Annotated in this window: 33 protein-coding genes; 32 read left to right on the top strand and 1 reads right to left on the bottom strand. The window is 59.4% G+C overall.

The annotated features are described in order from the left end of the window. Positions 1-45: 45 nt before the first annotated feature. From GGD57_RS07945 to GGD57_RS07860, 18 genes are all read left to right on the top strand, one after another. Positions 46-1,320 (top strand): phage major capsid protein, encoded by a 1,275-nt coding sequence (locus tag GGD57_RS07945; protein ID WP_184468485.1) that lies wholly within the window; start codon positions 46-48, stop codon positions 1,318-1,320. A 50-nt stretch (positions 1,321-1,370) separates the two neighbouring features. Continuing rightward, entirely contained in the window at positions 1,371-1,583 is a 213-nt protein-coding gene (locus GGD57_RS07940) for a hypothetical protein (protein WP_184468483.1), read from the top strand. Continuing rightward, positions 1,546-2,088, top strand: coding sequence for a head-tail connector protein (locus GGD57_RS07935; protein ID WP_184468481.1), 543 nt, complete (start codon positions 1,546-1,548; stop codon positions 2,086-2,088). The genes GGD57_RS07940 and GGD57_RS07935 overlap by 38 nt, the downstream gene beginning before the upstream one ends. 18 nt (positions 2,089-2,106) lie before the next feature. Further along, positions 2,107-2,532, top strand: coding sequence for a DUF2190 family protein (locus GGD57_RS07930; protein WP_184468479.1), 426 nt, complete (start codon positions 2,107-2,109; stop codon positions 2,530-2,532). After that, positions 2,532-2,867, top strand: a complete 336-nt coding sequence (locus GGD57_RS07925) for a head-tail adaptor protein (RefSeq protein WP_184468477.1) — start codon at positions 2,532-2,534, stop codon at positions 2,865-2,867. The genes GGD57_RS07930 and GGD57_RS07925 overlap by 1 nt, the downstream gene beginning before the upstream one ends. An 18-nt stretch (positions 2,868-2,885) precedes the next feature. After that, a complete protein-coding gene (locus GGD57_RS07920) occupies positions 2,886-3,377 on the top strand; it encodes an HK97 gp10 family phage protein (protein ID WP_184468475.1) in 492 nt (163 codons plus the stop codon). Beyond that, positions 3,377-3,793: a DUF3168 domain-containing protein gene (locus GGD57_RS07915; RefSeq protein ID WP_184468473.1), complete on the top strand. Its 417-nt coding sequence runs from the start codon at positions 3,377-3,379 to the stop codon at positions 3,791-3,793. Before GGD57_RS07920 ends, GGD57_RS07915 begins: the two co-directional genes overlap by 1 nt. Continuing rightward, a complete protein-coding gene (locus GGD57_RS07910; protein WP_184468471.1) occupies positions 3,793-3,981 on the top strand; it encodes a hypothetical protein in 189 nt (62 codons plus the stop codon). Before GGD57_RS07915 ends, GGD57_RS07910 begins: the two co-directional genes overlap by 1 nt. Before the next feature lie 44 nt (positions 3,982-4,025). Further along, positions 4,026-4,472, top strand: a complete 447-nt coding sequence (locus tag GGD57_RS07905) for a phage tail tube protein (RefSeq protein ID WP_184468469.1) — start codon at positions 4,026-4,028, stop codon at positions 4,470-4,472. A gap of 120 nt (positions 4,473-4,592) precedes the next feature. After that, on the top strand, positions 4,593-5,381 hold the full coding sequence (locus GGD57_RS07900; RefSeq protein ID WP_184468467.1) for an NUMOD3 domain-containing DNA-binding protein: 789 nt from the start codon (positions 4,593-4,595) through the stop codon (positions 5,379-5,381). Further along, positions 5,378-5,713 carry a gene transfer agent family protein gene (locus GGD57_RS07895; RefSeq protein ID WP_184468465.1) on the top strand — a complete coding sequence of 112 codons (336 nt, stop codon included), beginning with the start codon at positions 5,378-5,380 and terminating at the stop codon, positions 5,711-5,713. The genes GGD57_RS07900 and GGD57_RS07895 overlap by 4 nt, the downstream gene beginning before the upstream one ends. Before the next feature lie 80 nt (positions 5,714-5,793). Next, a complete protein-coding gene (locus tag GGD57_RS07890; protein ID WP_184468610.1) occupies positions 5,794-5,949 on the top strand; it encodes a hypothetical protein in 156 nt (51 codons plus the stop codon). Positions 5,950-5,952: 3 nt separating this feature from the next. Further along, a complete protein-coding gene (locus tag GGD57_RS07885; RefSeq protein WP_184468463.1) occupies positions 5,953-8,532 on the top strand; it encodes a phage tail length tape measure family protein in 2,580 nt (859 codons plus the stop codon). A gap of 4 nt (positions 8,533-8,536) precedes the next feature. Then, entirely contained in the window at positions 8,537-9,247 is a 711-nt protein-coding gene (locus tag GGD57_RS07880; protein ID WP_184468461.1) for a hypothetical protein, read from the top strand. Between the two features lie 25 nt (positions 9,248-9,272). Next, positions 9,273-9,839: a hypothetical protein gene (locus GGD57_RS07875; protein ID WP_246713579.1), complete on the top strand. Its 567-nt coding sequence runs from the start codon at positions 9,273-9,275 to the stop codon at positions 9,837-9,839. A gap of 10 nt (positions 9,840-9,849) precedes the next feature. After that, on the top strand, positions 9,850-10,248 hold the full coding sequence (locus GGD57_RS07870; protein WP_432443296.1) for a DUF6950 family protein: 399 nt from the start codon (positions 9,850-9,852) through the stop codon (positions 10,246-10,248). A gap of 8 nt (positions 10,249-10,256) precedes the next feature. Further along, positions 10,257-12,302 (top strand): hypothetical protein, encoded by a 2,046-nt coding sequence (locus GGD57_RS07865; protein ID WP_184468457.1) that lies wholly within the window; start codon positions 10,257-10,259, stop codon positions 12,300-12,302. Between the two features lie 25 nt (positions 12,303-12,327). Further along, a complete protein-coding gene (locus tag GGD57_RS07860; RefSeq protein WP_184468455.1) occupies positions 12,328-14,745 on the top strand; it encodes a hypothetical protein in 2,418 nt (805 codons plus the stop codon). Here the strand turns inward: GGD57_RS07860 and GGD57_RS07855 are convergent. Next, complete coding sequence (locus GGD57_RS07855; protein ID WP_184468453.1) at positions 14,742-15,029, bottom strand: hypothetical protein; 288 nt, start codon at positions 15,027-15,029, stop codon at positions 14,742-14,744. The genes GGD57_RS07860 and GGD57_RS07855 overlap by 4 nt on opposite strands. 53 nt (positions 15,030-15,082) lie before the next feature. Between GGD57_RS07855 and GGD57_RS07850 the strand changes: the two genes are divergently transcribed. The 14 genes from GGD57_RS07850 (at position 15,083) to GGD57_RS07785 (ending at position 24,466) form a co-directional block, all read left to right on the top strand. After that, positions 15,083-15,337 (top strand): hypothetical protein, encoded by a 255-nt coding sequence (locus GGD57_RS07850; RefSeq protein WP_184468451.1) that lies wholly within the window; start codon positions 15,083-15,085, stop codon positions 15,335-15,337. After that, on the top strand, positions 15,321-15,809 hold the full coding sequence (locus tag GGD57_RS07845; RefSeq protein WP_183819246.1) for a lysozyme: 489 nt from the start codon (positions 15,321-15,323) through the stop codon (positions 15,807-15,809). Before GGD57_RS07850 ends, GGD57_RS07845 begins: the two co-directional genes overlap by 17 nt. Next, entirely contained in the window at positions 15,806-16,225 is a 420-nt protein-coding gene (locus GGD57_RS07840; RefSeq protein ID WP_184468449.1) for a hypothetical protein, read from the top strand. Before GGD57_RS07845 ends, GGD57_RS07840 begins: the two co-directional genes overlap by 4 nt. A 249-nt stretch (positions 16,226-16,474) precedes the next feature. Continuing rightward, entirely contained in the window at positions 16,475-16,783 is a 309-nt protein-coding gene (locus GGD57_RS07835) for a hypothetical protein (protein ID WP_184468447.1), read from the top strand. Between the two features lie 39 nt (positions 16,784-16,822). Then, complete coding sequence (locus GGD57_RS07830; RefSeq protein ID WP_184468446.1) at positions 16,823-17,137, top strand: hypothetical protein; 315 nt, start codon at positions 16,823-16,825, stop codon at positions 17,135-17,137. A gap of 1 nt (position 17,138) precedes the next feature. Beyond that, positions 17,139-19,520: a LamG-like jellyroll fold domain-containing protein gene (locus tag GGD57_RS07825; RefSeq protein WP_184468444.1), complete on the top strand. Its 2,382-nt coding sequence runs from the start codon at positions 17,139-17,141 to the stop codon at positions 19,518-19,520. Positions 19,521-19,699: 179 nt separating this feature from the next. Then, complete coding sequence (locus tag GGD57_RS07820; RefSeq protein ID WP_184468442.1) at positions 19,700-20,407, top strand: S1 family peptidase; 708 nt, start codon at positions 19,700-19,702, stop codon at positions 20,405-20,407. Continuing rightward, positions 20,404-20,559 (top strand): hypothetical protein, encoded by a 156-nt coding sequence (locus GGD57_RS07815; protein WP_184468440.1) that lies wholly within the window; start codon positions 20,404-20,406, stop codon positions 20,557-20,559. Before GGD57_RS07820 ends, GGD57_RS07815 begins: the two co-directional genes overlap by 4 nt. Then, entirely contained in the window at positions 20,556-20,969 is a 414-nt protein-coding gene (locus tag GGD57_RS07810) for a MotA/TolQ/ExbB proton channel family protein (protein WP_184468439.1), read from the top strand. The genes GGD57_RS07815 and GGD57_RS07810 overlap by 4 nt, the downstream gene beginning before the upstream one ends. Further along, positions 20,969-21,892 (top strand): NUMOD3 domain-containing DNA-binding protein, encoded by a 924-nt coding sequence (locus GGD57_RS07805; protein ID WP_184468437.1) that lies wholly within the window; start codon positions 20,969-20,971, stop codon positions 21,890-21,892. The genes GGD57_RS07810 and GGD57_RS07805 overlap by 1 nt, the downstream gene beginning before the upstream one ends. Beyond that, complete coding sequence (locus GGD57_RS07800; protein ID WP_210303780.1) at positions 21,889-22,428, top strand: hypothetical protein; 540 nt, start codon at positions 21,889-21,891, stop codon at positions 22,426-22,428. The genes GGD57_RS07805 and GGD57_RS07800 overlap by 4 nt, the downstream gene beginning before the upstream one ends. Beyond that, positions 22,425-22,661 (top strand): hypothetical protein, encoded by a 237-nt coding sequence (locus tag GGD57_RS07795; protein ID WP_184468435.1) that lies wholly within the window; start codon positions 22,425-22,427, stop codon positions 22,659-22,661. Before GGD57_RS07800 ends, GGD57_RS07795 begins: the two co-directional genes overlap by 4 nt. After that, a complete protein-coding gene (locus tag GGD57_RS07790) occupies positions 22,658-23,092 on the top strand; it encodes a hypothetical protein (protein ID WP_184468433.1) in 435 nt (144 codons plus the stop codon). The genes GGD57_RS07795 and GGD57_RS07790 overlap by 4 nt, the downstream gene beginning before the upstream one ends. Before the next feature lie 12 nt (positions 23,093-23,104). Further along, a complete protein-coding gene (locus tag GGD57_RS07785) occupies positions 23,105-24,466 on the top strand; it encodes an oxidoreductase (RefSeq protein WP_246713578.1) in 1,362 nt (453 codons plus the stop codon). Positions 24,467-24,547 lie beyond the last annotated feature (81 nt).

Genomic DNA, 24,547 nt, shown 5'->3' with positions numbered 1-24,547 from the left:
CGTCCTGCCAATAACACCAACCACACACCACATTTGGAGACTTGCATGACTCTCACTGAGCTGCAGGAAAAGCGCGGCCGTCTCGTAACGGAAGCCCGCGCCGCCCTGGACGAAATCAAAAAGAACACCGACGAAGCCCGTTCCGTCGAGCTCGAACAGCGCCACGATACCATCATGGCCGAATTCGACCGCGTCGAGCGCAACATCAAGCGCGAAGAAGATCAGGCCGCACTCGAAGCACGCTTCGCTGCTCGGCAGGATGAAGAGCGCGCTAAGAAGCGTCCCGGCGCCGCCGGCGAAGATCGCGCCGCTGGTTCCGAGACCGGCGAAAAGGCCGAATATCGCGAAGTATTCTTCAAGTTCCTCGCCAACGGCGCGTCGCTTGACGCCCTGGATGGTGAAGAGCGCAAGGTTCTGCGCGCCGGCACCGAGAACATCGAGCAGCGTATCCAGACCGGTGGCACGAACGCCGCTGGCGGCTACACTGTCCCGGTCGAACTGCAGAATATGCTGGTTCGCTCCATGAAGGCATGGGGTCCGATGTACGATGGCAACATCATCAGCGAACTCAACACGACTTCTGGCAACGCGCTGCCGATCCCGACGACAGACGACACCAGCAAGACGGGCGTCCAGGGCACGGAAGGCACGGCGCTGACTGACGACGGCTCTGCTGACGCGGTCTTCGGCCAGAAGCAGCTCGAGGCCTACGACTTCAACACGAAGTTCGTGAAGTTCTCTTGGCAGCTCGCGCAGGACTCCATCTTCAACATGGAATCGCTGCTTGCTGACCTGCTCGGCGAACGTCTCGGCCGTCTCGCCAATGCCCAGCTGACGACCGGCACTGGCTCTAGCGCTCCGAACGGCATCGTGACCGCCTCCACCCTCGGCAAGACCGCCGTTTCGGCCACGGCAATTGCCGCTGACGAAATCATCGACCTGTCGCATGCTGTTGACCCGGCATACCGCATCTCGCCGAAGGTCAGCTTCATGTTCAACGACCTGACGCTGGCGGCCATCCGCAAGCTGAAGGACGGCCAGGGCAACTATCTCTGGCAGATGGGCAACGTCAAGGAGGGCGCTCCTGGCACCCTGCTCGGCTACCGCTACGTGATCAACCAGGCAATGGCGAACATCGCGACCGGCAACAAGACCATCCTCTTCGGCGACCTCGGCAAGTACTGGGTCCGTAAGGTTGGCGGCCCTGTTATCGGCGTCCTGCGCGAACGCTTCTGGCCGGATCTCGGTATCGCTGGTCTGATCCGCTTCGACGGCGAACTGCTCGACACGGCGGCCGTCAAGTACCTGGTGCAGGCCTAATCAATGGGCGGGCTGACTTCGGTCGGCCCGCATCCATTCCTGGAGGCGATATGCTTTTGAAAATGACTGCCGGCCTGTCCGGCCCGGAGTTCTGTTTGTCGCCTGGCGACGAGCGGGAGTTCGACGACGCCGAGGCTGCTCGCCTGATCGACGCCGGCTTCGCCGCCAAGGTGGAAGCTGACGAGCCTGTCGAAGCGCCGGTCAAGACCAAGAAGGGCAAGGCGAATGTGGTATCCACCGAAGGTAACGCAGGCGCCGACTGATCCAATATCCGTCGAAGAGGCGAAGCGCCACTGTGTGGTGCTTCACGACGACGATGACGCGCTTTTCGAGGCGTTGATATCTGCGGCACGCGACCACGTCGAACGCTATTGCAATACGCCGCTGGCGACGCAAACAATTGAAGTGAAATGCGACCGGTTTTGCGATTTCGATCGCCTTCCGGCTGCTCCGGCGCAGTCCGTCACCTCGATCGCGTACATTGCGACCGATGGCACAGACGCGACAGTCACTCTCGGCGATGTCGAGCAGCGTTTCGACGGCCTAGAGGCGGCGATCGTGCCAGCGTACGGCAAGCAGTGGCCCGTTCCTCGCAACGGATCCCGCATCACGCTGACGGCCGTCGTCGGTTATGCCTCACTGCCGCCATCCATCAAACACGCGATGTTGCTGTGGATCGCCGACGCCTACGAGCAGCGCGAAAACAAAGAGCTGCCCGGCTGGTCTGCGTTCGACGCCTTGCTTTGCAACTACAGACGCGGCGCGTAAGCCGCAGGAGACCCACAAATGGCAGACATCACACTAACGCCCGCGAGCGTCGTGGCTGGCACCGGCGCGACGACCAAAACCGGCACCGCCGGCGCGGCTATCGCCGCCGGCGACTTCGTATATCTTGACACCGCAACGACTGGCAAATGGCAGCTAGCTGATAGCGACGCGGCCTCGGCCGAAGCTCGCGGCCAGACCGGCAACATCGGCGTTGCGCTCAACAGCGCCGCAGCAAATCAGCCGATCGTCGTTCAGACTGGCGGCCCGGTGACCCTCGGCGCCGTGTTCACCGCCGGCCAAACTTTGTATCTGTCTGATACCCCTGGCAAGTTGTGTCCGCTAGCCGATATCACTGGCGGCGACTACTACACGATCGTCGGTCTGGCGTCTTCGACGTCGGTTCTGAACATCGACTTCCAGTATTCTGGCGTAGCTAGCCCGTAATGGCGGCAGGCGCGCTAAGAGAGCGCGTCTCTTTTGCCGTTCGCAATGAACAGGATGATGGTTTCGGAAACACCGTAGCCGGCTGGGTTGAGCAGTTCCAGGATGCTGCAGAATACACGCATCTGCGCGGCGGCGAGAGTGTTATCGCCGCTCGCCTGGAAAACCGACACCCGCAAATCATCCGCGTCAGAGCGGGCGCCGCCACGAGGCGCGTAACGGCCGAGTGGCGCATCACAGACATGCGATCTGGCGCCGAATACGCGATCCATGACGTGACTGCGTCAACTGACAACAAGTGGATCGACTTCCTTTGTGAGCGCGGCGTCGTCGCGTAGAGCGGCGATGGAGCATGCATGGTTCAAGGCATCGGCGATCTCAACAAGAAGGTAGCCTTCATCCCAAAGCGCATCGAGCTCGCGGCCCGCGGCGCAATGGAGAAGGGCGCCGACGAACTCGTCGCGATGATGAAGCGGCTCGTTCCGAAGGACAGCGGCGATCTGCGTGACAGCATCGGATGGACTTGGGGCAATGCTCCGAAGGGTTCGAAGGTGATTGCGCAGAGCGATCCGAATGAGCGCGGACTTCGCATCACTGTCTACGCAGGCAGCGAGAAAGCCTATTACGCCGCCTGGGTCGAGTTCGGCACCGCGCCGCACAACGTCGCCAAGGGCGGTGGCAACAAGAGCTTCAAAGGCACCGCCAACGGTCACCCTGGCGCGCACGCGCAGCCATTCTTCTTTCCATCATACCGATCGCTGCGAAAGCGCATCCAGGACCGCATCAAGCGCCAGACGCGCGCGGCGATGAGGCTACAAGGGCCGCCGACTGCGGCGGAGGCTGATTGATGGCAGAAGCGCCGCAGGCTGAACTGCAGAAGCTTGTCTATGACACACTGAGGCTCAATGCCGACATCGCTGCGCTGGTCGGCGGCGTCTATGACCGCGTGCCGGCCGAGCCGTACAAAACGAAGACCGCCTATATCAGCTTTGGCCCATCCGACACGGTCGAGGATGGCGCCGACTGCATTGCCAGCGGCCTGAATACGTTCCAGGTCGACATCTGGAGCGCGGCTGCCGGGCAGGTAGAGGCAAAGCGTCTCGTCCACCTCGTCACGAAAGCACTGCACCTGCAGGAGTTGGCGCTTACCGACAACGCACTTGCCGAGATACGCGTGGAATTCAGCCGCGTCTTCACCGATTCTGACGGCCTCACCACACATGGTCTCGTGAGTGTCACGGCCAGCATCGAGGAGCCCGAGTGATGGCATGGGCGGTGTTTCACCGAGAGGTGCACTGGAGCCGGCCGCGCAGCCGCTTCGGCTTCCACGCCAAGCCAAAACCAGAGCCTCAAAACTTTCCGCACGACTTCGTCGAGCACGCCATATCGATCGGCCGCGCGACAAAGGCAAAGCCGCCTAGACGGCAAGAAAAACAGAAGGTGGGCGCGTAGCCCATGACCAGCCGCCGCAGGGCGGCTTTTTATTGGAGAATTGAATGACGCGCGCAACCACCGCGAATTTTCATCAGATGGTCCTCGAGGTCGAGGTCACCAACGGCTCCGGCGTTTATTCCCGCATTTGCGGCCTGACGTCGCGCGGCATCAACCGCCAGCACAATATGTCGACTTCCGAAGTTCCGGACTGCGATGACGAATCGCTGCCTGCGGCTGTGGAGAGGGCGGTTCAGTCGTCCGAGGCGACGATCTCGGCATCTGGCGTCTGGGCATCGCAGAGCCACGAGGTTCTTCTCGACTGGTGGGAATCCGGCCAGACTAAGAGCATCCGCATTCATCACGTCAACGCCGCTGTCGGTGACACCGAGTACGAAACAGGCAATGCATATTTGGTTTCCATAAATAACCAAGCCGAGCGGGGCACGAAGGTAACAGCCGAGCTATCGATTGAGTTTGACGGCATCCCGACCAGGACGATGAAGCCGTAAAAATTGCTTATAGGCGGCCAGCCGCCTATATATGCGTTGTTCGGCTAGGGTAGCTCCCGAAAAGCGGTCATCCAGCCGCCTGCCGAACGCTACATCTGGATTGCGAGAGGGATACTTGCGATGGAATTTTACACGTACATCTGGCGTGATGCTTCTGGCGTGCCTTTCTACGTTGGCAAAGGCAAGGGCAAGCGAGCCCACAATACCACAAATCGTTCTAAAGAATTCAAATGTGTGCACGCTAATGGCGGATGCTCTGTCGAGATAGTCGACTGGTTTATGCACGAATCTCAAGCGCACGCTAGGGAAGTCGAGTTGATTGAGCTTTATGGTCGCCGTGAGATGGGCGGCTTACTGGTCAACAAGACAGATGGCGGAGAGGGTGCTGGAGGAGCGGCAAGAAGTGCAGAAACACGCGCAAAAATGAGCGCCGCTCAACGTGGAAAGCCAAAAAGCGAAGAGCACAGATCGCGAATAAGCGAAGCCAAAAAGAATGTGAGTGATGTGACGCGCGCTAAACTGAGTGACGCGCATACCGGTAGAGTTATCGGCATTGATGTGCGCCTCAAGATGAGATTGGCTCGATCAGGTAAAAAGCACAGCCTTGAGACTATAGCTAAAATTGGTGCCGGCCGAATGGGCAAGAGGCACACAGATGATGCGCGCGAAAAAGTTGGAATTGCTGGTCGCAAGAAGAAGCCTACAGGTGACTTCAAAGGCATTTCTTTTAAGCCATTGAGGAATAAGTGGGTAGCGTCGCTAAAGTGTGGCGGAGAGCAGCGCTTTCTTGGAAGTTTTCAAACTCCAGAACAAGCCGCACGCGCATACGACAAGGCTGCATTCGAGGCGTGGGGCTTTGACTGCCACCTCAATTTTCCAGAAGATTTTGCACGAGAGGATGCCGCATGAGAGGCTCTGAATCAATTGTATGGGCGGGAGGTGAGCACTCCTTCCGCCTTGGCATCGGCGAATTGCGCGCTATCGAGCAGCGCAGTGACGCCGGCTGCGCAGTGGTCCTGATGCGCCTCCTGTCTTCGCAGTTCAAGATCGATGACGTGATCCAGCCAATCCGGCTTGGCCTTATCGGTGGCGGCATGCAGGAGCGCGATGCACAGAAGGTGCTGGATTCGGCGCTCGACATCGCCAGCCCTTACGCACTTGCCGTTCCGGCCGCAGATATCCTTCGGCGCTTCGTCATGTGGGAAACTGACGACCAGCCAAGTGGTGAGCCGGGGGAGTAGGAGGCGGGGAGGGCAGAACAGACCCTAACCCGCTGCCGAATGGCAAAACGAAGTGGTCGTCTTACTATGCCGCCGGCGCCGTGATCGGATTTTCTCCTCGCGAGGTCGATGATTGCACGCTCTGGGAATTTGCCGCCTGCACCGAAGGCTACCGCAAGGCTCACCAGACCGAAGAGACGCCACCACCTGCGATGGGCGACGAGCAACTGGCCAATCTCGGTATTGAAGGATTTTAACGGATGGCGGCAACCACGGAAGATCTGGCGCGGCTGCTGGTCTCCATCGAATTTACGCAGAAGCAGTCAGAAAAGCAGCTCGCCGCGATCGCAAAGCGCGCCGGGCAGACCGCGACAGACATTGAGACCAAGTTTAAGAAGGCCAACGACAATTCGGCCAACAGCTTCGTAAACTCTGGCCGCAAGGTCGAGGCTTCGCTCGGAGCGCAGCGCGCCGCGGTGCAGAACCTTTCGTTTCAGTTGAACGATATCGCGACATCGCTGGCCGGCGGATCTTCACCATTTCAGGTGATGATGCAGCAGGGCAGCCAGGTGGCCCAGGCACTCAACTCGACCGGCGGCGGCCTCGGCGGCATCGTTAAGACGCTCGGTGGCGCTTTCGCCTCGATGGTTAGCCCGATTTCGCTGGCATCGTTCGCGCTTATCGGCCTCGCCGGCGCGGCGGTGCAGTATTTTTCGACGCTGAAATCGGATGTTCCGGACGCTGAAAAGCTGCTCAAGGCCCACGCCGAGCTGATCAAGTCGTTTGACCAGGCGTGGGGCATCGCGAAAAAGAGCGTAGAAGGCTATTCTGCGTCGGTTCAGAAAATCCAGCTGCAGAAGCTCAAGGATGAGTTCGGCAGCCTGCAAAAGGCTATCGCCGCCGCTGGCAAAGATCTCTCTGGCGACATCCTCAGCGTGCCGGTCGATGACTTCCATGGCGCAACGCAGACCGTCCGAGATTTTCAGAAGGCGCTGTCGCTACTCAAGAAAGACGTGCCTGATTTTCGCGAATTTTCGCTGGAAATGGAACGCATTGAAGGCATGAAGGGCATCCCTGAGAATATCAGGGAGCTGGCCAAGCAATTGCGCCTATCGGCAAATGAATCTCTGCCGCTCCAGGATGCGATCGAGGAAACCCAAAAGCGCTTGAAGACGGTCCATCTGACCGGTGAGCAGGCGAAGGACGCGATTGCTGGACTAACGGCAGAAGCGCTGGGGCTCGGGGCGAACGGCGGAGACGCGATCTCCAGGGTTGCCGGAAAGATCCGAACTGAGCTGATCCCGGCGATGGGGCAGGCGCTCACGCAAGTCGGCGAGTATGCCAAAAATCTTAATAGCCTTCAGGCCCAGATCAACAAATCCCCGCTGGGCACCATTCCTCCGGTGTATTCCGGAGACGGCAGGTTCCAGAACAGCGAAGAAGCGCACAACTCCGACATCAACGATGCGCAGTTGGATGAGGTCGGCAAGTCGGCTGCGGCAAAACTTATCCGCTCATTCGAAGGCTTCATCACCAACGCCAAATGGGACACCAACGCTTTCCGCGTGGGCTTCGGTAGCGACACCGCAACCAGAGCCAACGGATCCGTCGAGAAGGTCACCAAGGATACCGTCGTCACGCTCGATGACGCGCAGCGCGATCTTTCCCGGCGCATTGTCGAATTCCAGGACGGAATTCAGAAGGCGATCGGGATCGATACATGGAAAAGCCTCTCTGAGGCGCAGCAGGCTGCGCTGACGTCGATTGCCTACAACTACGGTTCGCTACCAGACGCCGTCGTAAAAGCCATCCAGGATGGCGGTGGCCCTGAGAAAGTGGCCAAGGCCATCGCCGCCTTGAGTTCCAACCCTGGGCGCCGCAAGCAGGAAGCTGAATCCTACCTTTCCGGCACTGGCGTCTCAATGAATGACGCCGGCCTCGGCGACAAGAAATCACCGGATCAGATATTCCAAGGCGATGTCGCGGAAATCCAGAAGCGCATTGACGTCCTCAACGCTCAATATGCTGCGCAAGCTCAACTGAACCCACTCATCAACGATTACGGGTTCGCTGTTGAAAAGGCAAAGATCCAGCAGGAGCTCCTTTCTGAGGCGCAAAAAGCTGGCGTGACCATCACGCCAGAACTCGCAGCGAGCATTGACACCCTATCTACCAATTACGCCAAGGCGTCATCGGCGAGCGAAGGGCTCAAGGTCTCGCAGGAGAGGCTGAAAAAGTCAGCTGAAGAGTTTCGTGATCTGGGTCGCGACGTTGTTGGCGGCTTCATCAGCGACCTCCGCAGCGGCAAGTCTGCCGCTGAAGCGCTCGCAGGCGCGCTCGATAAGGTCGTGGACAAGCTCATCGATGTTTCGCTCAACGCCATCTTTGGTGGGGCTGGTGGCGGTGGCCTGTTTGGCGGCGGCGGTGGCGGCCTCCTCGGTGGAATGATCATCCCTGGCATCCTTCACTCTGGAGGTGTCGCGGGATCAGACGGCTATGGCCATGGCCGCAGCGTCTCGCCTTCGACGTTCTCTGGAGCCAAGCGCTATCACACTGGCGGCGTTGCTGGCCTGCAGCCGGGCGAGGTTCCGGCAATCCTGCAGCGCGGCGAAGTCGTGTTGCCTCGTGGCACAAAGACAAGCGGCGGCGGCAAGACGCAGATCCAGGTCGGAGTTTCCGTCGACGATACCGGCGGCCTGCGTGCCTACGTGAAGAGCGTGAGCCAGGACACGGTGACTGCGGCCAGCCCGCGCATCCTGTCAGCCGCAAATCAGCAGGTCGTGCCCACCATGGCGAAATACCAGAACGACAGCGCAGGCAGCGATTACAGGAACGGATAAAACCATGCCCGATGTCATCAACTGGCCGACCTGTCTGCTCACGCCACAGCAGGTGCAGGCAAATGTCGTCGCTTTCACGAGAAGCGGCGGCAGATCTCTCGGCGGCGTCGAGCCAGTCATCCGCACAGATCTTGGCTATTGGGCGATCGACTACACCGGCATTGTTGTGCAGAACCGGTATCGAGATCAATGGCGAACATGGCAGGCCATGCGCACGAAGCTTGGCGGTCGTTCCGGCCTTATATCCGTCCGCGTGCCATCTTCGCTTTCGGCGCCCTATCTGTCTGGTCGTTTCGAGCCGGGCACCGACACGTTGCACAGCGACGATACGACATTCGATGACGATATGCTCTACGAGCAGGGCGCGATTTCTGTTGTTTCAGTTGGCGTTACGCCGATCGGCTCAACCAGCATATCGTTGCGGATAATCAAGGCAGCGGCTGACCTTGTCGGCGTCCGGTTCTCCTATAATCACGCGCTTTATGAGACCGGGCCGGCTACCGAGATAGATGGCGACACGTGGACTGTGTCGATCACTCCGGCAGTGCGCGAACTCATTCCCGATGGTGCTGATCTGAATTTCGAACAGCCTACGTGTCTATGCCACCTGGCGGAAGACCGCGGGATGGATGTGACGCAGGACGCCATCAACAAGGGAACCAGACCAAACGTCAGCTTCATTGAGGCGACCGATTACTGGAATTCCTTGGCGTAGCCAGCGAATATATGGAGGGCCGCAATTGGCCAGTCTTCGTGTTATGTGCCAGGTGGAGCTTCCATCTGGCACTCTTCGTTTTTGGGATGGTTCCGGCGGCCCGTTGATTGGCGATGATGGTGAAGTCTATCGCGCTTGCCAACTTACGGAAGACGCACTGGCGCAGATCGAGGCGGCAATCAACGCCGAGGCGTTTACGCTGTCGCTGGTGCTCTCAGGCATCAACGAGGCGACAAGCAACGGTATTTGGGATGACTACCAAGCTGGCACCATCGTCGGATCGACGTTCCGGATCCTATTGCAGCGGTGCGACGATCACGAGCAGCCGACCGGCACAGCGATCGTCAAATTCACTGGCACCATTTCCAACCTCAATTTTGTTGATAGCGCCAGCGACACTGTGATCAAGTCGACGATCCAGGTGGATATCGCCAACCGCTTCACGCTGCGATCTGTGACCAATGGCGCGGTGCTGTCCGACGTCGACCAGCGCGCTCGAGCGAAGATTTTGAATCCTTCTGCGGCCGACGACAAGTTCTGCGAGCGCATCCCTGGGCTCAAGGATCGCACGATCAGATGGCCGAACTGGTAGATGGTGGCCGATGATAGAGCAGACGATAGCCGCATTCTTGGCCGCCCAAGAGCGGAAGGAATGGGATGCGGCAACGCTGAACTGCATGCTGTTCCCAGCTGCCTGGGCGATCTGGCTCGGGCACCGCGACCCCGTCGAGGATTGGCGCGGCCGGTTTAGCAGCGAGGAGGAATATCTCGCCATTCTCCGGGGCGCCGGCGGCTGTGTGCCTCTGATGGAATCCGCAGCGGCCCGCATCGGCGGCCGCCGCCAGTCGACGGCCCTTTGCGGCGCGGTTGGCGTCATCGGTTCTCCAAATAATCCGGAACGGCAGTTCGGCGCGATCTTCGATGGCCGCCGCTGGCTCGTGCGCTTCACCAATCGCATCGGGAGCATGTCAGCCAAACCGCTGGCGATCTGGTCCATTTAGGAATTTTCATGACTGGTCTTGAGCTCATCCCGCTGATCGTATCGTCAGCGGCAACGACGGTTGCTGCGGCAAACGCGCTCTATCTTGGCACCGCGGCGCTCCTCTACGGCGGTATCGCAGCCGGGCTTGGGTTCGTGTCAAAGGCCCTGACGCCAAAGCCGTCCGTGCCTAAGCCGGAAGACGGAACATACAATCTAAAGCAGTCGGTTCCATCACTGCCGATCGTACTGGGCCGCGTGAAGAAGGCTGGCGATTATGTCTTTCTCGAGGAGAGCAATGGAACCGCCTACCACATAATCGTGACGGCGGGGCATCGCATTCAAGGCTTCGTCCAGCATTACCTGCACGACGAGGCGATCGACCTCGATAGCTCTGGCGTCGTGATATCGCCTGCTCATTTCAATGATGATAGCCGCCCTTATGTCAGGATAGACACGCGCCTCGGCCTCAATCACGAGACCGCATATTCTGATGTAATCTCTGAATTCCCTTCGATCTGGACGACGAATCATCGTGGCGACGGGTTGGCGTCGATGCGCATGTATTGCGGCACGGCGGAGAGCAAAAAATACCTCGATGTCTATCCCAACCAGATGCCGGAACATTCCGCTGTTATCGATGGGATGCTGCTTTACGACCCGCGCACTGAGACCACCGCATATTCTCGAAATATCGCGCTAATGCGCCTCTGGCACATGACTAGCCCCTACGGCGGCAAGCTGTCGCTGGCCGACATGTATCTGCCTGACTGGGTCAACGCGGCCAACGTAGGCGATCAGCTCGTCACGAACAGGAGTGGCGGCACAGAGCGCCGCTACTACGGAGGCATGTGGTTCCGGGCCAACAGCGATCCTGTCGAGGTTGGCCGGACGCTTGACCAGGCTGCGGAGTTGGTTCTCTACGAGCGCGCCGACGGCAAGATCGGAGTGCACGCCGGTGAATATGTTGCGCCGACGAAGCTTTTCGACCGCAGCAACATCATTTCCTTTGGCCTCAACGCGAACGTCGATCCGTCGACGAGCGTGCTAGCCGTCCGCGGCCGGTTCACCGATCCAAGCGACCTCTACAATACGAACGACGCGGCAATATATGGCAATCCATATGTTGGCGAGGACACGGAGCGCACGTCAACCGTAGATAATGTGGCTGTGCAGTCACACAACCACATGCAGCGGATGCAGAAGCTTGCATATATCCGTCGCAATGCGCCACGGGTCTCGATCACTGCTCACTACGACCTGGACAACGACCCCTCATATGACCGGTTTGTCCGCATTCAGTATAGCCCGAAGCTGTCCGATGCTATCGTCGAGATCACGTCGAAGGTGACGATTTCTCTGCGAGACATGACGGTGACCTTCAGCGGCATAGTCGTTTCAGCTGATCTGTACGACTTCAACGCCGCGACGGAAGAGGGTGCGCCGGGATCGTCGATTGTGATCATCCCGCATGCCGGTGCGCCGACGCCAACAGGTTTCAGTGTTGTCATCCAACAGGAAGTCGTCTCGGGCGGCTCCACTGCGGCCTACGCTCTCGCAAGCTGGAACCATGTCTCGGATTCGCTGACTTACGAGTTCGAGTGGGAAAAGACTTCGGGATCCACCGGGCCGCAGTCTGTGGTCTCGACGGCGCCAAATGACCAAGTGCGGTCAAGCTACTTGGCGGATGGCACCCAATACAAGTTTCGGCTTCGCGCATGGGGCGGCGGATCAAGCTCGGACTGGACCGCTTACCAAACCTTCACCGCCACCGCTGACACGACGCCGCCTGGCGTTGTGACTGGCGCCTCTGTCACAGGCGGCGTCGGCCAAGGCACATTCAATTGGACGGCGCCGAACAGCGCCAACTACGTTGGCGCGCGGCTTTACACCAACACCACCAACACCTTTTCCGGCTCAACGCTGGCGGCCACGGAATACGGCTCGCCGAGCTCGGCCGATAGCCGTGTTGTTATCGGTCTGACCGCTGGCACGAAGTATGGCTTCGTCGTCGCGATCAACGGCTCAGGCGTGGCCGCATCTGCCGTCGCGACGGGTTCGTTTGTCGTTACCTGACCTTTGAAAATATTGGAGAATTCGAATGGCCCTAACCGCAAGGCAGGTCTGGCGCGATTATGTCGTGGACGGCGTTCCCTCATCTGGGCCGTATAAGCCCTACAAGCCCGACATTCGCAATTGGGGAACCAACCTTGAAGGGTTTCTAACTGCAGTAGGGAGCAACGCTGGCACGGTCAAACTGACACGCGCATTGCTTTACGCAGACCTGTTGCACGCCGCCGACACCATGGCGTGGGTTATGCAGGACGCTACGATTGACTACAACGGGATCTACCAGAAGATTGGCGCTTCCGGCGTTGGATCATGGACTCGTGTCGCTGATCTGCCGTTTTCTTTCATCGTTGCGACTGACGCCGGCGCCGGTACACCTAACGCCATCATTGCGACAAGTGACATGCCGGCTTCTGAATCGGCCTTGATCGTCTTCACGGTCTTTGAGGCAAACACTGCTTCACCGGTAACGGTCTCGTTCAATGGCAGTTCGGCGCTCACGATCAAGACCAACAGCGGGAACGATATTGCGGTAGGCGGCCTGACGGCCGGACTGCAGATCTTCGGACGGGTCATCGGATCCACTTTCCGCCTCATCACCGATCAGGTAAATGCTGCGATCGTAGCTGCCGCGGAAGCTGCCGCTGCATCCGCGTCTGGTTACAGAGATCAGGCCCTCGGGTATCGCGATCAGGCGCAAGCCTACGCCGAGACGGCCCTCGAGGCCACGCTCGCCCGCGGCTACCTCTTTGGCGGCGAGATCAGCAACAACGTCACCGATCTGACGAACGATCTCGACATCGCCGCTGGCGTGGCCGCGACCGATGATGCAGCCCCTGGCATGATGGTCTGGAGCGCCGTCACGCGGCAACTCGATGTTGCCTACGGTACCGGCAACGGCGGTCGATTCGACAGCGCCATCGCCGACGGTACGTGGCATATCTTTGCCTGCACCAACGGCACACTCGTCGCGATCGGCATGTCGCAGAGCCTCAACCCGACCGGCGCAGCGAACTATCCGTCTGGCTACACCAAATATCGCCGGCTTGGCTCGCGCGTCCGCATCTCCGGTGCATGGCGGCGCGTGGTGCAGCGTGGCGACCGGCACATGTTGCTGGATCCGCTTCCTCAGACCGGCAACCCTATCGCGGTTACGACTAGCGCCGCGCTGCTGGCGCTCAGCGCGATCCCGACCGGCATTGAAGTTGATGCGCTGTTTGAGGTGTCATATACATCGGCCACGGTCTCTGCTGGCGCCGAGATTACGTCGCCACTCGTCAATGACGCCGCCCCGGGCGCTGGCAACGCTGGCAGCAACGTCGGACATATTCAGGTCACCAATCAGTACACGGCCGGAAGCCTGCGCGTCAGGACGAACACTTCTGGCCAAGTGCGCCATCGCGGCGGCGCCTCTGGTAACATGTACATCGCTGTCCATGGTTGGTTCGACGACCGTGGCGCGAACGTGTTCAAGGGCGGCCCGTCGAGCGGCACATCGTCTGCCGGTGGTGAGGTGCGCTCTTCGCAGTACAACACGCTGCAGGACGCTATTACGGCGGCGGCCGGCAAGCGCCTAGTCATCGAGGCGGGCAGCTACACCACGACCGGCCTAACCGGCGTTTCGAATATCGAGATCACGACCAGCGGACCGGTGACGATCTCGACTACGACAAACGCTCCGATCCTGGATATGACCAACTGCGTGAACTGGTCGATCCGCGGGCATATTCGCTTCGTTGGCAACGCCACGACGTACACTGGCTATCCCGGATCGCTAACTGATGCTGGTCAGAAGGGCATCAAGCTGTCGAACTGCGATCGATATCTGATCGACGGCAAGATCGAATTCGCTAACATCAATGGCTCCGGTCTCTATGCGGAGTTGTCAGCTGGAAGCTGGCAGCATGATGGCATCATCAAGGGCATTCGCGCCACCAGCTGCTACCACGGAATTCGCTATACCAACGTTGCCGAATATGACCATGTGAGCGATTTTTCGATCTCGAATTGCGCCTTTGCGGTTCGGGTCGAGAGCGGGAACGTCATGTTCTCTGACGGCAAGATGAATTACAATTCGGTGTGCGTTTCTCTGGCTGGCGGCACCAATAACGCCCATGGTGCATTCACCAACTGTCAGATGAACCATTCCAATTATGCGATCAGCGCTACAGACATAACGCTTGGTGAGGTCTTCAATGGTTGCATCGCGCTCGGCAATCAGGCTGGCGCCGGGCATGGCGCCATCCAGATCATTAACTCCGTAGGCATCCAGTGGAATGGCGGCCAGATCGGTGGCGATATCACGTTGGATGCGACGAGCAAAATGGCTCTGATGAACGCCTATATCCGAACGGACCTGACGGCGACTCCAGTTGTGGCGGGTGGTGGCGTGTTCACGGCCAAGAACAACATAGCCGATACCGGCGGGCTCTGGGCATACAACAACTAAACCACGCGATCCATGGCCTCATCGGCCGTTTCCGGATCCTGCTGGTATTCCCACCGATCATCTGACTTTCGGCGGCGGCGCCATAAGGTGCCGTTGCCTGACCATGTGCCGTCTGTGAGGCGGACCCTGGGCGCGAAGATGGGATCGTATTTCGACCAGTGATAGTCGCCGGGCTTAATTGGCTCCGGAAAGAGTTTGCGGAAGAGGGCATGGGGCAAGCCGGCCCAAAGCCAGCAGTAAAGCCCAGCTAGTTCATCGATCACCGTCTGCGTCCGCTTCATCATGGCGCGACATTAACGCGCCACCTCGACAAATTCAACCGTAACGGAGCCACCCCATGCTTCGCATGCTGATAACCAGCACGCGTGACGCTGTCGCGCGTGTGCTGATCCCTGATGCGGCCGCAGTCTACAAAAAAGCCTGGTCGCTCCGCCTCATCGAGCTCGCCGCGGTGGCCGACATCATTCTCAACGTCGTGCCGGTCATCGGCGATTACCTGCCGTGGTGGCTGACGCTTGCGCTGCTCGGCGGCGCCTATGTCGCGCGGCTGCTCATCCAAAACAAGGAGCCCACCAATGGCGACAAGGCTTAGAAAAACTGGTGGCGGTCTTGCCGCCATCACGCTCGCCGGCGCTCTCGCTGTGCAAACCGTCGGCGGTTTCGAAGGGCTGCGGCTCTACGCTTACCGCGACGTAGTCGGCATATGGACGGCCTGCTACGGCGAGACAAAGGGCATCAAGCCTGGCATGAAGTTCTCCAAGGCAGACTGCGACAACCTGCTCATAGATAGCCTTGTAGAGCACGAGGCCGGAATGCGCGGATGTCTCAAGGCGCCGGATGCTCTTCCGATCCAAACCTATATCGCCGGCGTGTCACTGACCTACAACATCGGCCCGGGCGGCTTCTGCGGCTCCACTGTGGCGCGCAAACTGAATGCCGGAGACATCCGCGGCGCCTGCGACGCCTTCCTCATGTGGGACAAGGCAAAGGGTCGCAAGATCCCAGGCCTGACCAAGCGCCGTGCGGCTGAACGGGCGCTCTGCCTGCAAGGAGCCACGGCATGATCGGCGCGCTCGCAAAACTCATTGGCGTCGACAAATGGCTTGTCGGCGTGGTCGCCGCATTGGCGGTGGCCGGCGCTATCTTTTGGGCCGGCTTAACAGTCTACAACCGGATTTATGATTCCGGATATCAGGCTGCAACTGGAAAATTCACCGTGCAGATCGCCGAGCTGAAGACGGACTTCGCTAACCAGCGCGCCGCGGCCGCAGCGGCAGCCAACGTCGAGCTCGAGCGGCAGGCCGCAGTGCAGAACCAAGCCAAGGCGCGCGAGGCCGAGCGCATCGCAGAGATGCAGGCCGAAACCGAATCCCTGAACCAAAAGATTGAGGAACTGCAGCGTGAAGCTAGCGAAGATCCTGATGCTGGCCGCATTGTGCTTGGCGCTCCCAGCGTGCAGCGCATTAACAAGGTCCGATAGGCTAATCGTACCGCCGTCTGCGCCCAAGCTGGCGCGGCCAGACAGTGTTCTGCTTGAGCGCTGCAAAGGCCCGGTAGATATCGGTGACAAGCCGCTCGCGCAGGCGCAACTCGAAAAGCTCTGGATCACCGATCGAGAGCGGCTTCTTTCGTGCATCCGCAAGCACCTGGCGCTGCGCGACTATTACGCAGATCGCGACGCGGCGCTGGAGGGCGGCCAGCTGCCCGTGCCCACCACGAGGCCGAAGCCATGACGGGCGCTGAAATCATGGCCGTTGTCGGCTTCGGTATGGCGGTATTCGGTACGCTCTTCGGCATCTGGAAATACCTGGACGGCAAGCTTGTTGCGCAGCGCCGCGATACCGAAAAGGTCGCTGCCGATCTGGCCGCCCACAAGCTCCACACCGCAGAGGCGTATGTCTCTAAGGCCGGGCTGCGCGAAACTACTGAGCAGATCATGGAAGCAATCAGCGGCGTCAAGGCCGCCGTCGACAACATGACGCTGCGCGTTGATCGCATCGTCGAAAACCAGCCACGCCGCACCACCACGCGCGGCTGACGCCCCACCAAACACCATCACATTTTTTGGAGACTACCCATGGCTTTTGCAGGCCTTCACGTTGTTTGCGGTTATCCCGGATCCCTGTTCGCCAGAGACAAGTCTCAGGCCATCCTTGGCAAGATCGCATGGAGCGAGGCTCCGTCCAGCGGCGTCACGTCCACCAACTTTGCACCCGGCGAAAATACCGGCTCCGGCCAGGCGATGTTCCGCATCCGTGCGGCCGCCGACTCGTGGGTATCGGTAGGCCCAACGCCGGACGCCACTACCGGCAAGCGCTTCCTCGTGCCGGCCGCCACTGACTACGACGTCTACGCCGAGCCGAACGATAAGCTCCAGTGGATCGCCGCATAACATGGCGGGGCTCAAATCTAGTTTAAAAATGGGGGTGGCTATGCCGCCCCTTGTTTCGCTTGCGGGACTATCCCCCAAACAGGGTGGTGGGGTGCAACTGATCGGTGGCATCGCCATTGGGGCAGCCGGATCCGGCATCTTTTCACCGTTCAAGCTGGCGGCGGGTGATGATTTTGACGCTGCTCCAACTCGCTGGCATGGTGCGAACCTCACAGGGAAATATGGGCATTCCACCCCGTCCTACGGTTTTCGCGGGACGAACGCATCCCAAGACAACATGATGTATATCGACCCGGCGTTCCGGGGCGCGCGTAGCCAGAGCCAGACAGAGCTGGGATATGACGGCGTTTCAATAGCTAACAGCATTGCCACACTCACGGCATCCGTTCCGGCCGCTGGGCTGCTGCCCTTTCTTCCGACGACATACACGGGCGGCCGTGGCGATGGCGGCAACAGACCTAAGCTAATTTCGGGGGCGCTCAAGACCGCGCCCTATTTCATGCTCTCCGCTAAGGCGGATTGGGCGCTGGAGTGCCGCGTTCGTTTCCCGGCTGGCGTTGCTCGCGGATATTGGCCCTCTTTCTGGACATCGACGCTGTTCTGGCCCGACTTCGGAGAGATCGATGTAGTCGAAGGCATCAAGGATGCCAGCGGCAATCTTACATCCAAGATGAATGTCATTGTTTCCGCCAGCGATGGTGGTGGCGCAGCGGCCGAAACCGTAAGTCAGCCTGCATATGCCGCCAACCAGTGGATTAACGTTGCGTTCGTTAAGTCCGGGGGCACGGTCTATTTCTACGACGACGCAGTGACGCCTGGCACTCTCGCGTTGCGGGGCTCGACAACGACGCGCGTCTCTCGTCTGCGAGGCGCACATGACGTACGCATTGACCTTGCGGTTGCAGAATGGTGGGATAGCTCGACTTTCAATTCCGGCGACTGGCCGAAGACGGTCGAATTCGACTGGTGGAGAGCGTGGACCCCGATTGCGGGCGGCGACAATTCTGCGCTGCAAATTCTCTCACCTATCGATGTTGCCCCTGGTGGCTCATGGGCAACGACACTGCCTTCCACCCTATCGCTCTTCGGCTCTGGGGCCGGCCTTGAGCAGGTGAGCGCGGCTTGGGATAATTTCGATGCCCCAGGTATGCCGACGCGAAACAGTACCACAAAGCTGCCCACCTCCATGACGGTCGATCTCGGCACGCGAGCTGTCACCGGGACCGTGCCGACAACAGAAGGCGGCTGCATGCCGCTCCTGCTGACATATGCCTATGACGATGGCACTCCCGCTAAGCGCGCGATGCTGCCGTATCGGGTGGCGCCGGCCGAACAAGCTTCAATGTTCGCAAACCCCTCGGCGTCTTATGGCGAGGCTTTCTCCCGCACTATTGCTTATGTTGATTTCCACTCAGGCAACCTCGGGCCGCACACTTACCACGTCACCAAGACCGGGGGGGCGTGGCTCACCATCTCCGGCAATGATACTGGGCAAGTTACGCTATCAGGGACAGCCCCCAGCACAGACGACAGCGTTGCGTTGACGGTCACCTGCACCAATAGTGTCGGCCAAACGACGACGATCAACCGAACCGTCACAGTCGCGGCGGCGGCTTTCGACCCGATTGCCTGGAGTTCTGCAATCGATTGGTGGGATGCGAACGACAATACAAAGGTGTTTTCTGATGCTGCGGCTACAACGCCAGCAGTCGCTGGTTCAACTGTTGCCGGCGCATGGGTCGGGTCGAAGACAGGAGCGACGTTCGCGAATTCCGATGCCGCAACGACGCCAGACTATGTGACGGATGCCAACGGCAAGAAGGCCGTGAAATTCTCTCGCGCCAGCGTTGACAAGCTCATAAACAGCACTGCGGCACTCGTTACTAACGTCACAGGCGACGATAATGCATATGCTATCGTCATGGCGGTAAAACGTGGCACGCCGGATGTCTCGGTAACGCCGATCGCCTTCTCTCGCGACGATGGAACTTCGACAAATGACTACATCCGCCACTATCTGAGCGGCTCGGATGCAGTAGGGATCACCCGTGTCTCTAACGGCACGCAAACCAATATCGCGTCCGGGACGGAGGTTGTTCCCGCGAACAATTGGTATGTCGTCTCCTGGGTATTCAGCGGGACAACTCTTACCGTGAGGGTAAATGGTGTGGCTGTTCTCTCAGGTGGGGCGCTGAACTCCAATGCCATAACCATCAGCAAGCTCATTCTTGGGGCGTTCTTCACTAACGTCACGGACGCCTACGATAGTGCTACGGCCTTTGATGGTGCAATCGGTGAGTTCGGCCTACTGCAGTCGATCCTGTCGAGTGACGCGACTTTGGCGCAGGCGGAAAGCTACCTCATGACGAAGTGGACGAACTAACACCCCACCGCCCATCATCATCTGCTAGCGCCCTCTCCTTGACCGGGGAGGGCGCTTTTTTAGTTTGCGCCAATTTTATTGACAAATTTGTAAATTCAACACACTTTGATTTTGCTGCCTACCAGCAGCCAGCGCGGCCCACCAAGCCGCTCCTCATTCACCACATAGAGGAGGCGTAAATGAGATTTTACAGATTCATGGGCATTGTCATTCTGGCGTTTGCCCTCGTTCTCGTTGGCGGCGTGGCCATCGCAGTTCCGAAGACAGTCCACACCACCATCACCAACACGATCATCCAGGCTCCGCCGGCCACGTCTGAAGATTCGGCCATCAAAATTTCCGTTGGCGACGGTCTCGGCTCCGGCGTCCACATCGGCGGCGGCAACATCCTCACGGCGGCCCATGTCGTCGGCGACCAGAAGACAGTTAAGATCAAGACGCTGGCCGGCACCGAGGACGATGCGACGGTTCTCTGGGCCAACAAGGATTATGATGTCGCTCTGATCCACACCGATGGCAACGTCTCTGGCTCTAGCGAGCTCGATTGCCGCGAGCCGCGCTTCGGAGAGCAACTGCAGGCGATCGGCAATCCTCTCGGCATGGAATTCATTGCATCGTTCGGCCGCGTCGCCGGAACCGGCCGTCAATATGGGCCGTGGAAGCGCGTCATTGTCACCGACATGACAACCGTTATGGGCCAGAGTGGTGGGGGCGTGTTTTCTAATGATGGCCGCGTTGTCGGCATCAATGTCGGCGTCACGATCGCGCCGCTCAAGGCCGGCAAAGATGCGGCCGGCGCCGACACATATACGCCGACCATGACCGGCTTCGGCTTTGTTGTGCCGGCGAACGCCGTCTGCGATCTGCTGGCGCGGAGAGCTTCGTGATGACAGCCATTATTACCTACACCTTCGTCGCGATTGATCTTGCCCTTGCGTGGTTGGCCTCCGCACTCTTTGGCGCCGATTTCCTATCAATTCTTGTTGGCATCTCTCTTTGCGCCGCCAACCGTGCGCTCGCTAAACAGGTGACGCAATGACCGGGCGCCTCATCATCCTCAACACCTGTTGGGCCGCGCTCGTCGTATGGGCATCTGTGCAGGGCTATACACAGTTCGTGTTCACGCATGATGTAAGCCGCATCAGCTACGGCATCACTGCGCTGCTGATCGCCGCACTGGCCGCCGTCTTCTTCGGACGGACTGCCCATCTCGTCCGCACCGAAGTCTGGCTGGTGACGCTCGGCCTGATCGGCAATGTCGTGGGCTTCATCATTGCCCTGCAGCACATCGATACCGGCTCACTCGGCTCCCCGGAAGGCGTGCAGCGCGTTGCGGCTTCATTGTTGGCTGGAATGGGCGTGGCGTTCTGCTCGACGCTGGTGGGCGCCATCGGCGCGCTGTGGATCTCCACGGTTGCCTGGGTCGTTGGCGAGAAGGGGGTGGCGTGATGAATCACTTCTATGTTTACCAGTGGAGGCGTCCAGACACCGGTGCCGTATTCTACATAGGGAAGGGGTGCTTCGTTAGGGATGTGCAGCCAAAGAAGCACAATAAAATAGTCACCCGAATAGTCGCGAAACTCGAGCGCATGGGGATGGCTCCTGAAGTAGAGCGCGTACAAAGCGGACTTACTGAACTGGAAGCATTCGAGATTGAGCGCCGTGAAATAGCAAAATACGGACGCATCAACAACGGCACTGGCACGCTGGCCAACATGACGGATGGGGGAGAGGGCACGAGCGGAGTAATCCGCACTGCGGAAACTCGCGCGAAATTGTCGAAAAGCCTCATTGGTAACAAAAACGTCGTTGGTCGTGTTCTTAGTCCAGAAAGTCGAGCAAAGATCGGCGCATCGAAGGTTGGCAAAGCCTATTTCCTCGGGAGGCGGCACAGCACCGAAGCGCGCGCCAAGATAGCTGACGGCGTGCGCGGCAATCAGAACATGCTCGGAAAGTTCCATAGCGAGGAATCGCGCATCAAAATGTCCGCAGCGGCAACCGGAAAGTCTCCGAGTGAGGAGACGCGCGCGAAGCTTTCAGCCGCAAATTTTGGCAAGGTCAATAGCCCAGAGACGCGCGCCAAAATATCGATGGCGAATAAGGGAAAGAATAAGCCTCCCATTAGTGAAGGGCACCGTGAAAAACTCTCCAACGCGAAAAGGATGGCACCACCAAGAACTGGCTTCAAGGGGGTTTGTTTTATCGAAACAAGAGGAACTTGGAGAGCAATGCTGTCGGTCGGCGTGAAGCAGATATACTTGGGCGCCTTCGCGTCCGATGAGGCTGCGGCTCGCGCATATGATGCTGCGGCGATCTCATTTTTCGGTGCAGGTAACTGCTACCTTAACTTCCCTTGTGAGGTGGCCGCATGACTTCAATCCTCACGAGAGATCTGCTGATGAATTTCCTCATGGGTCTCGTCGCCTTGGTCATTCTTGTTCTGGCGGCAATAGCCCCATCCGCGAAAGATGATCCGGCCCAGCTACCAGGGAACTTAGTGGCCAGCATCACATGGCCTTCCGGCCGTACTGATGTTGATCTCTGGGTGCAGCACGGCGATGAAATGGCTGTTGGATATAGCCATCGCTCAGATCGCGTATGGAGCCTTCTTCGCGATGATCTGGGCACAGCGAATGACGATACACCTTTGAATGCGGAATCCGCGTTCACGCGCGGCCTCCCAGACGGCGAGTATGCGGTCAACGTGCGCTGCTTCGGCTGCGCCAAGGTTCCGGTTCCGGTGTCCGTCGAGGTGCGGCTGGCCGAGGGCGGCGTGATCTGGAAAGGCACGGTCGACCTGCTGAAAGACAAGCAGGAGCGGACAGCGATTCGGTTTCGCATGGCCGGCGGGCAGATCGCGCCGGGATCGGCGTCGCAAGTGTTCAAACAGATGAAGAGGGGTGAGTGATGGTGATGGAGAGAGAGTTGGACTGGAAAACGATGGACAGCGCGCCAAAAGAAGCTGGCGTTGAAATCATCGCGGCTCGGTTTGGCATCTACGCCGAACTCACCGCTATGTGTGAAAAGTCTCCATTCGTTTCATTCTGGATGCAAACACGCCGCAAATTCTATGGCGATCCAACGCATTGGCTTTGCAAGGTTCCGTCTAGCTTTCCGCCAGTACGAGGTGACGACGAATGACCACCGCCATCACCCTTTGGCTCACATTCGTGCTGGCCGCCGGCGTCATCGCCTGGTTCGGCACGAAGCAACAGGCAGCCGCCTTCGCCGTCGTGGCCCTGCTTGCCGCGCCAGCCACGCTCCTCCCGCTCGGCCATCCCGCCATCACCGCGCCACCCGAAGGCCACTACACCGTCCTCGGCGCGCGCATTGACGTCAACCAGGCGATCTATGTCCTGCTCGACGGCGGAGACGGCGCGCCGCGCTATTACAAGCTGCCGTACTCCACCGCCACGGCCAACAACCTGCAGAACGCCATGGATGGTGCGGCAGGCAACGGCGGGTCGGTCGGTATGCGGCAGGGCGAAGAGGGCTCGCCGGGATTTGCCGAAGAAGGCACCGGCGACCGCGAAGAGCCGAAGCGGGCGGAGCCGCAGGCGATAATCAACTGAGGGCGGGCAGCAATGGAGCGCAGCCCCAAAGCCGCCCGCTTGGCGACCCTTGCAGGGCTGACCAACATTACCATTGCCTCGCCAATATTCAAACAGGAGCATAACTTGCCCACACCACCCCTTTCAGACGATCTCGCCAAAGAAGCCGCCGACGCGTTCATCGCGCTCGGCAACAAGTCGCAAGCGGCCGAACTGCTCCGCATGCCTCGCCAGACGTTCAACTCCCGCCTGAAGGTGGCCGCGGAGCGGGGGATGCTGCCAACCGCCCCTGTCATGCCCGGCTTTCGCATCAGCCAGGTGACGTCGACGCCGAACGGAGATTTCATCCAGCAGAAGCCAGAGCATGGCGGCCAGTTCGAGATCCCCGACGGCCAGAAGATCAAGGGCGTTTCCGCACTCGTTGATGCGGATGGCCGCGAGGTCATCAAGTGGGTGAAGACGGCGGCTGATGCTGCGCAGCAGGCGGCTGTTTTCGCAGCGACCATCGAAGCCCTTAAGGAAGATCTGCCGCGTGTGTCCATGACGCCACCGCCGGCGGAAGTCGAGGCCGATCTCCTCAACCAGTTCGTAGTTACCGATAGCCACTTCGGCATGCTGGCATGGCGCGAGGAGACCGGCGCTGATTACGACCTGCGCATCGCCGAGCAGCTGCTGCTCGATTGGTTCTCAGCGGCCATCGCCAGCGCGCCAAAGGCTCACACCGCCGTGCTGGCGCAGCTGGGCGACCTGATGCACCATGACGCGCTCGAGAGCGTGACGCCGGCGCATAAGCACGTCCTGGACGCTGACAGCCGTCTGCAGAAGGTGATCCGCGTTGTCATCCGCACCGTGCGGCGCATCATCGACATGCTTCTCCAGACGCACCAGCAAGTGCACGTCGTAATGGCGTCAGGCAACCACGACCCAGCGTCGTCCGCCTGGCTGCGAGAAATGCTGGCCGCGATGTATGAGAACGAGCCGCGTGTGTCGGTCGATAACTCGCCCATGCTCTACTACGCCTATGAGTGGGGCAGCACGGCGCTGTTCTATCACCACGGCCACAAGAGCAATATCAAGAGCCTTGACGTGAAGTGCGCAGGCATTTTCCGCGAGCTCTTCGGGCGTTCGAAGTTCGCCTATTGCCACCACGGCCACCTTCACAGCGACGAAGGCGTCAAGACCGACCTGATGTATGTCGAGCGGCACGAGACGCTGGCAGCCCAAGACGCCTATGCAGCTGGCGGGCCGTGGCTGTCCGGCCGATCGGCGAAGCGGATCACCTATTCCAGAATGTTCGGCGAGGTGTCGCGCAACACGATGCGGCCTGAGATGGTCGCCGGCAAGTATGCCGCCGCGAACGATAACGCGCCGGCTGAGCAGATGAGGGCGGCGTGATCTGGTTGCTTTTCCCTTTTACACTCGTCGGCTTGGCGATCGCTGGATTTCTGGTTGGCCTAGTCATTGAGGAGTTTTTCA

The sequence above is a fragment of the Rhizobium esperanzae genome (assembly GCF_014197615.1).
GTDB lineage: Bacteria > Pseudomonadota > Alphaproteobacteria > Rhizobiales > Rhizobiaceae > Rhizobium > Rhizobium esperanzae_A.
Note: the sequence above shows the minus strand (reverse complement) of the source record. Positions and strands in the feature narration are given on the sequence as shown.

What these genes read in the sequence shown, in the direction of transcription:
- GGD57_RS07945 (WP_184468485.1), top strand. Translation starts at nt 46, where the DNA reads ATGACTCTCACTGAGCTGCAGGAAAAGCGCGGCCGTCTCGTAACGGAA.
- GGD57_RS07940 (WP_184468483.1), top strand. Translation starts at nt 1,371, where the DNA reads ATGCTTTTGAAAATGACTGCCGGCCTGTCCGGCCCGGAGTTCTGTTTG.
- GGD57_RS07935 (WP_184468481.1), top strand. Translation starts at nt 1,546, where the DNA reads ATGTGGTATCCACCGAAGGTAACGCAGGCGCCGACTGATCCAATATCC.
- GGD57_RS07930 (WP_184468479.1), top strand. Translation starts at nt 2,107, where the DNA reads ATGGCAGACATCACACTAACGCCCGCGAGCGTCGTGGCTGGCACCGGC.
- GGD57_RS07925 (WP_184468477.1), top strand. Translation starts at nt 2,532, where the DNA reads ATGGCGGCAGGCGCGCTAAGAGAGCGCGTCTCTTTTGCCGTTCGCAAT.
- GGD57_RS07920 (WP_184468475.1), top strand. Translation starts at nt 2,886, where the DNA reads ATGGTTCAAGGCATCGGCGATCTCAACAAGAAGGTAGCCTTCATCCCA.
- GGD57_RS07915 (WP_184468473.1), top strand. Translation starts at nt 3,377, where the DNA reads ATGGCAGAAGCGCCGCAGGCTGAACTGCAGAAGCTTGTCTATGACACA.
- GGD57_RS07910 (WP_184468471.1), top strand. Translation starts at nt 3,793, where the DNA reads ATGGCATGGGCGGTGTTTCACCGAGAGGTGCACTGGAGCCGGCCGCGC.
- GGD57_RS07905 (WP_184468469.1), top strand. Translation starts at nt 4,026, where the DNA reads ATGACGCGCGCAACCACCGCGAATTTTCATCAGATGGTCCTCGAGGTC.
- GGD57_RS07900 (WP_184468467.1), top strand. Translation starts at nt 4,593, where the DNA reads ATGGAATTTTACACGTACATCTGGCGTGATGCTTCTGGCGTGCCTTTC.
- GGD57_RS07895 (WP_184468465.1), top strand. Translation starts at nt 5,378, where the DNA reads ATGAGAGGCTCTGAATCAATTGTATGGGCGGGAGGTGAGCACTCCTTC.
- GGD57_RS07885 (WP_184468463.1), top strand. Translation starts at nt 5,953, where the DNA reads ATGGCGGCAACCACGGAAGATCTGGCGCGGCTGCTGGTCTCCATCGAA.
- GGD57_RS07880 (WP_184468461.1), top strand. Translation starts at nt 8,537, where the DNA reads ATGCCCGATGTCATCAACTGGCCGACCTGTCTGCTCACGCCACAGCAG.
- GGD57_RS07870 (WP_432443296.1), top strand. Translation starts at nt 9,850, where the DNA reads ATGATAGAGCAGACGATAGCCGCATTCTTGGCCGCCCAAGAGCGGAAG.
- GGD57_RS07865 (WP_184468457.1), top strand. Translation starts at nt 10,257, where the DNA reads ATGACTGGTCTTGAGCTCATCCCGCTGATCGTATCGTCAGCGGCAACG.
- GGD57_RS07860 (WP_184468455.1), top strand. Translation starts at nt 12,328, where the DNA reads ATGGCCCTAACCGCAAGGCAGGTCTGGCGCGATTATGTCGTGGACGGC.
- GGD57_RS07855 (WP_184468453.1), bottom strand. Translation starts at nt 15,029, where the DNA reads ATGATGAAGCGGACGCAGACGGTGATCGATGAACTAGCTGGGCTTTAC.
- GGD57_RS07850 (WP_184468451.1), top strand. Translation starts at nt 15,083, where the DNA reads ATGCTTCGCATGCTGATAACCAGCACGCGTGACGCTGTCGCGCGTGTG.
- GGD57_RS07845 (WP_183819246.1), top strand. Translation starts at nt 15,321, where the DNA reads ATGGCGACAAGGCTTAGAAAAACTGGTGGCGGTCTTGCCGCCATCACG.
- GGD57_RS07840 (WP_184468449.1), top strand. Translation starts at nt 15,806, where the DNA reads ATGATCGGCGCGCTCGCAAAACTCATTGGCGTCGACAAATGGCTTGTC.
- GGD57_RS07835 (WP_184468447.1), top strand. Translation starts at nt 16,475, where the DNA reads ATGACGGGCGCTGAAATCATGGCCGTTGTCGGCTTCGGTATGGCGGTA.
- GGD57_RS07830 (WP_184468446.1), top strand. Translation starts at nt 16,823, where the DNA reads ATGGCTTTTGCAGGCCTTCACGTTGTTTGCGGTTATCCCGGATCCCTG.
- GGD57_RS07825 (WP_184468444.1), top strand. Translation starts at nt 17,139, where the DNA reads ATGGCGGGGCTCAAATCTAGTTTAAAAATGGGGGTGGCTATGCCGCCC.
- GGD57_RS07820 (WP_184468442.1), top strand. Translation starts at nt 19,700, where the DNA reads ATGAGATTTTACAGATTCATGGGCATTGTCATTCTGGCGTTTGCCCTC.
- GGD57_RS07810 (WP_184468439.1), top strand. Translation starts at nt 20,556, where the DNA reads ATGACCGGGCGCCTCATCATCCTCAACACCTGTTGGGCCGCGCTCGTC.
- GGD57_RS07805 (WP_184468437.1), top strand. Translation starts at nt 20,969, where the DNA reads ATGAATCACTTCTATGTTTACCAGTGGAGGCGTCCAGACACCGGTGCC.
- GGD57_RS07800 (WP_210303780.1), top strand. Translation starts at nt 21,889, where the DNA reads ATGACTTCAATCCTCACGAGAGATCTGCTGATGAATTTCCTCATGGGT.
- GGD57_RS07790 (WP_184468433.1), top strand. Translation starts at nt 22,658, where the DNA reads ATGACCACCGCCATCACCCTTTGGCTCACATTCGTGCTGGCCGCCGGC.
- GGD57_RS07785 (WP_246713578.1), top strand. Translation starts at nt 23,105, where the DNA reads ATGGAGCGCAGCCCCAAAGCCGCCCGCTTGGCGACCCTTGCAGGGCTG.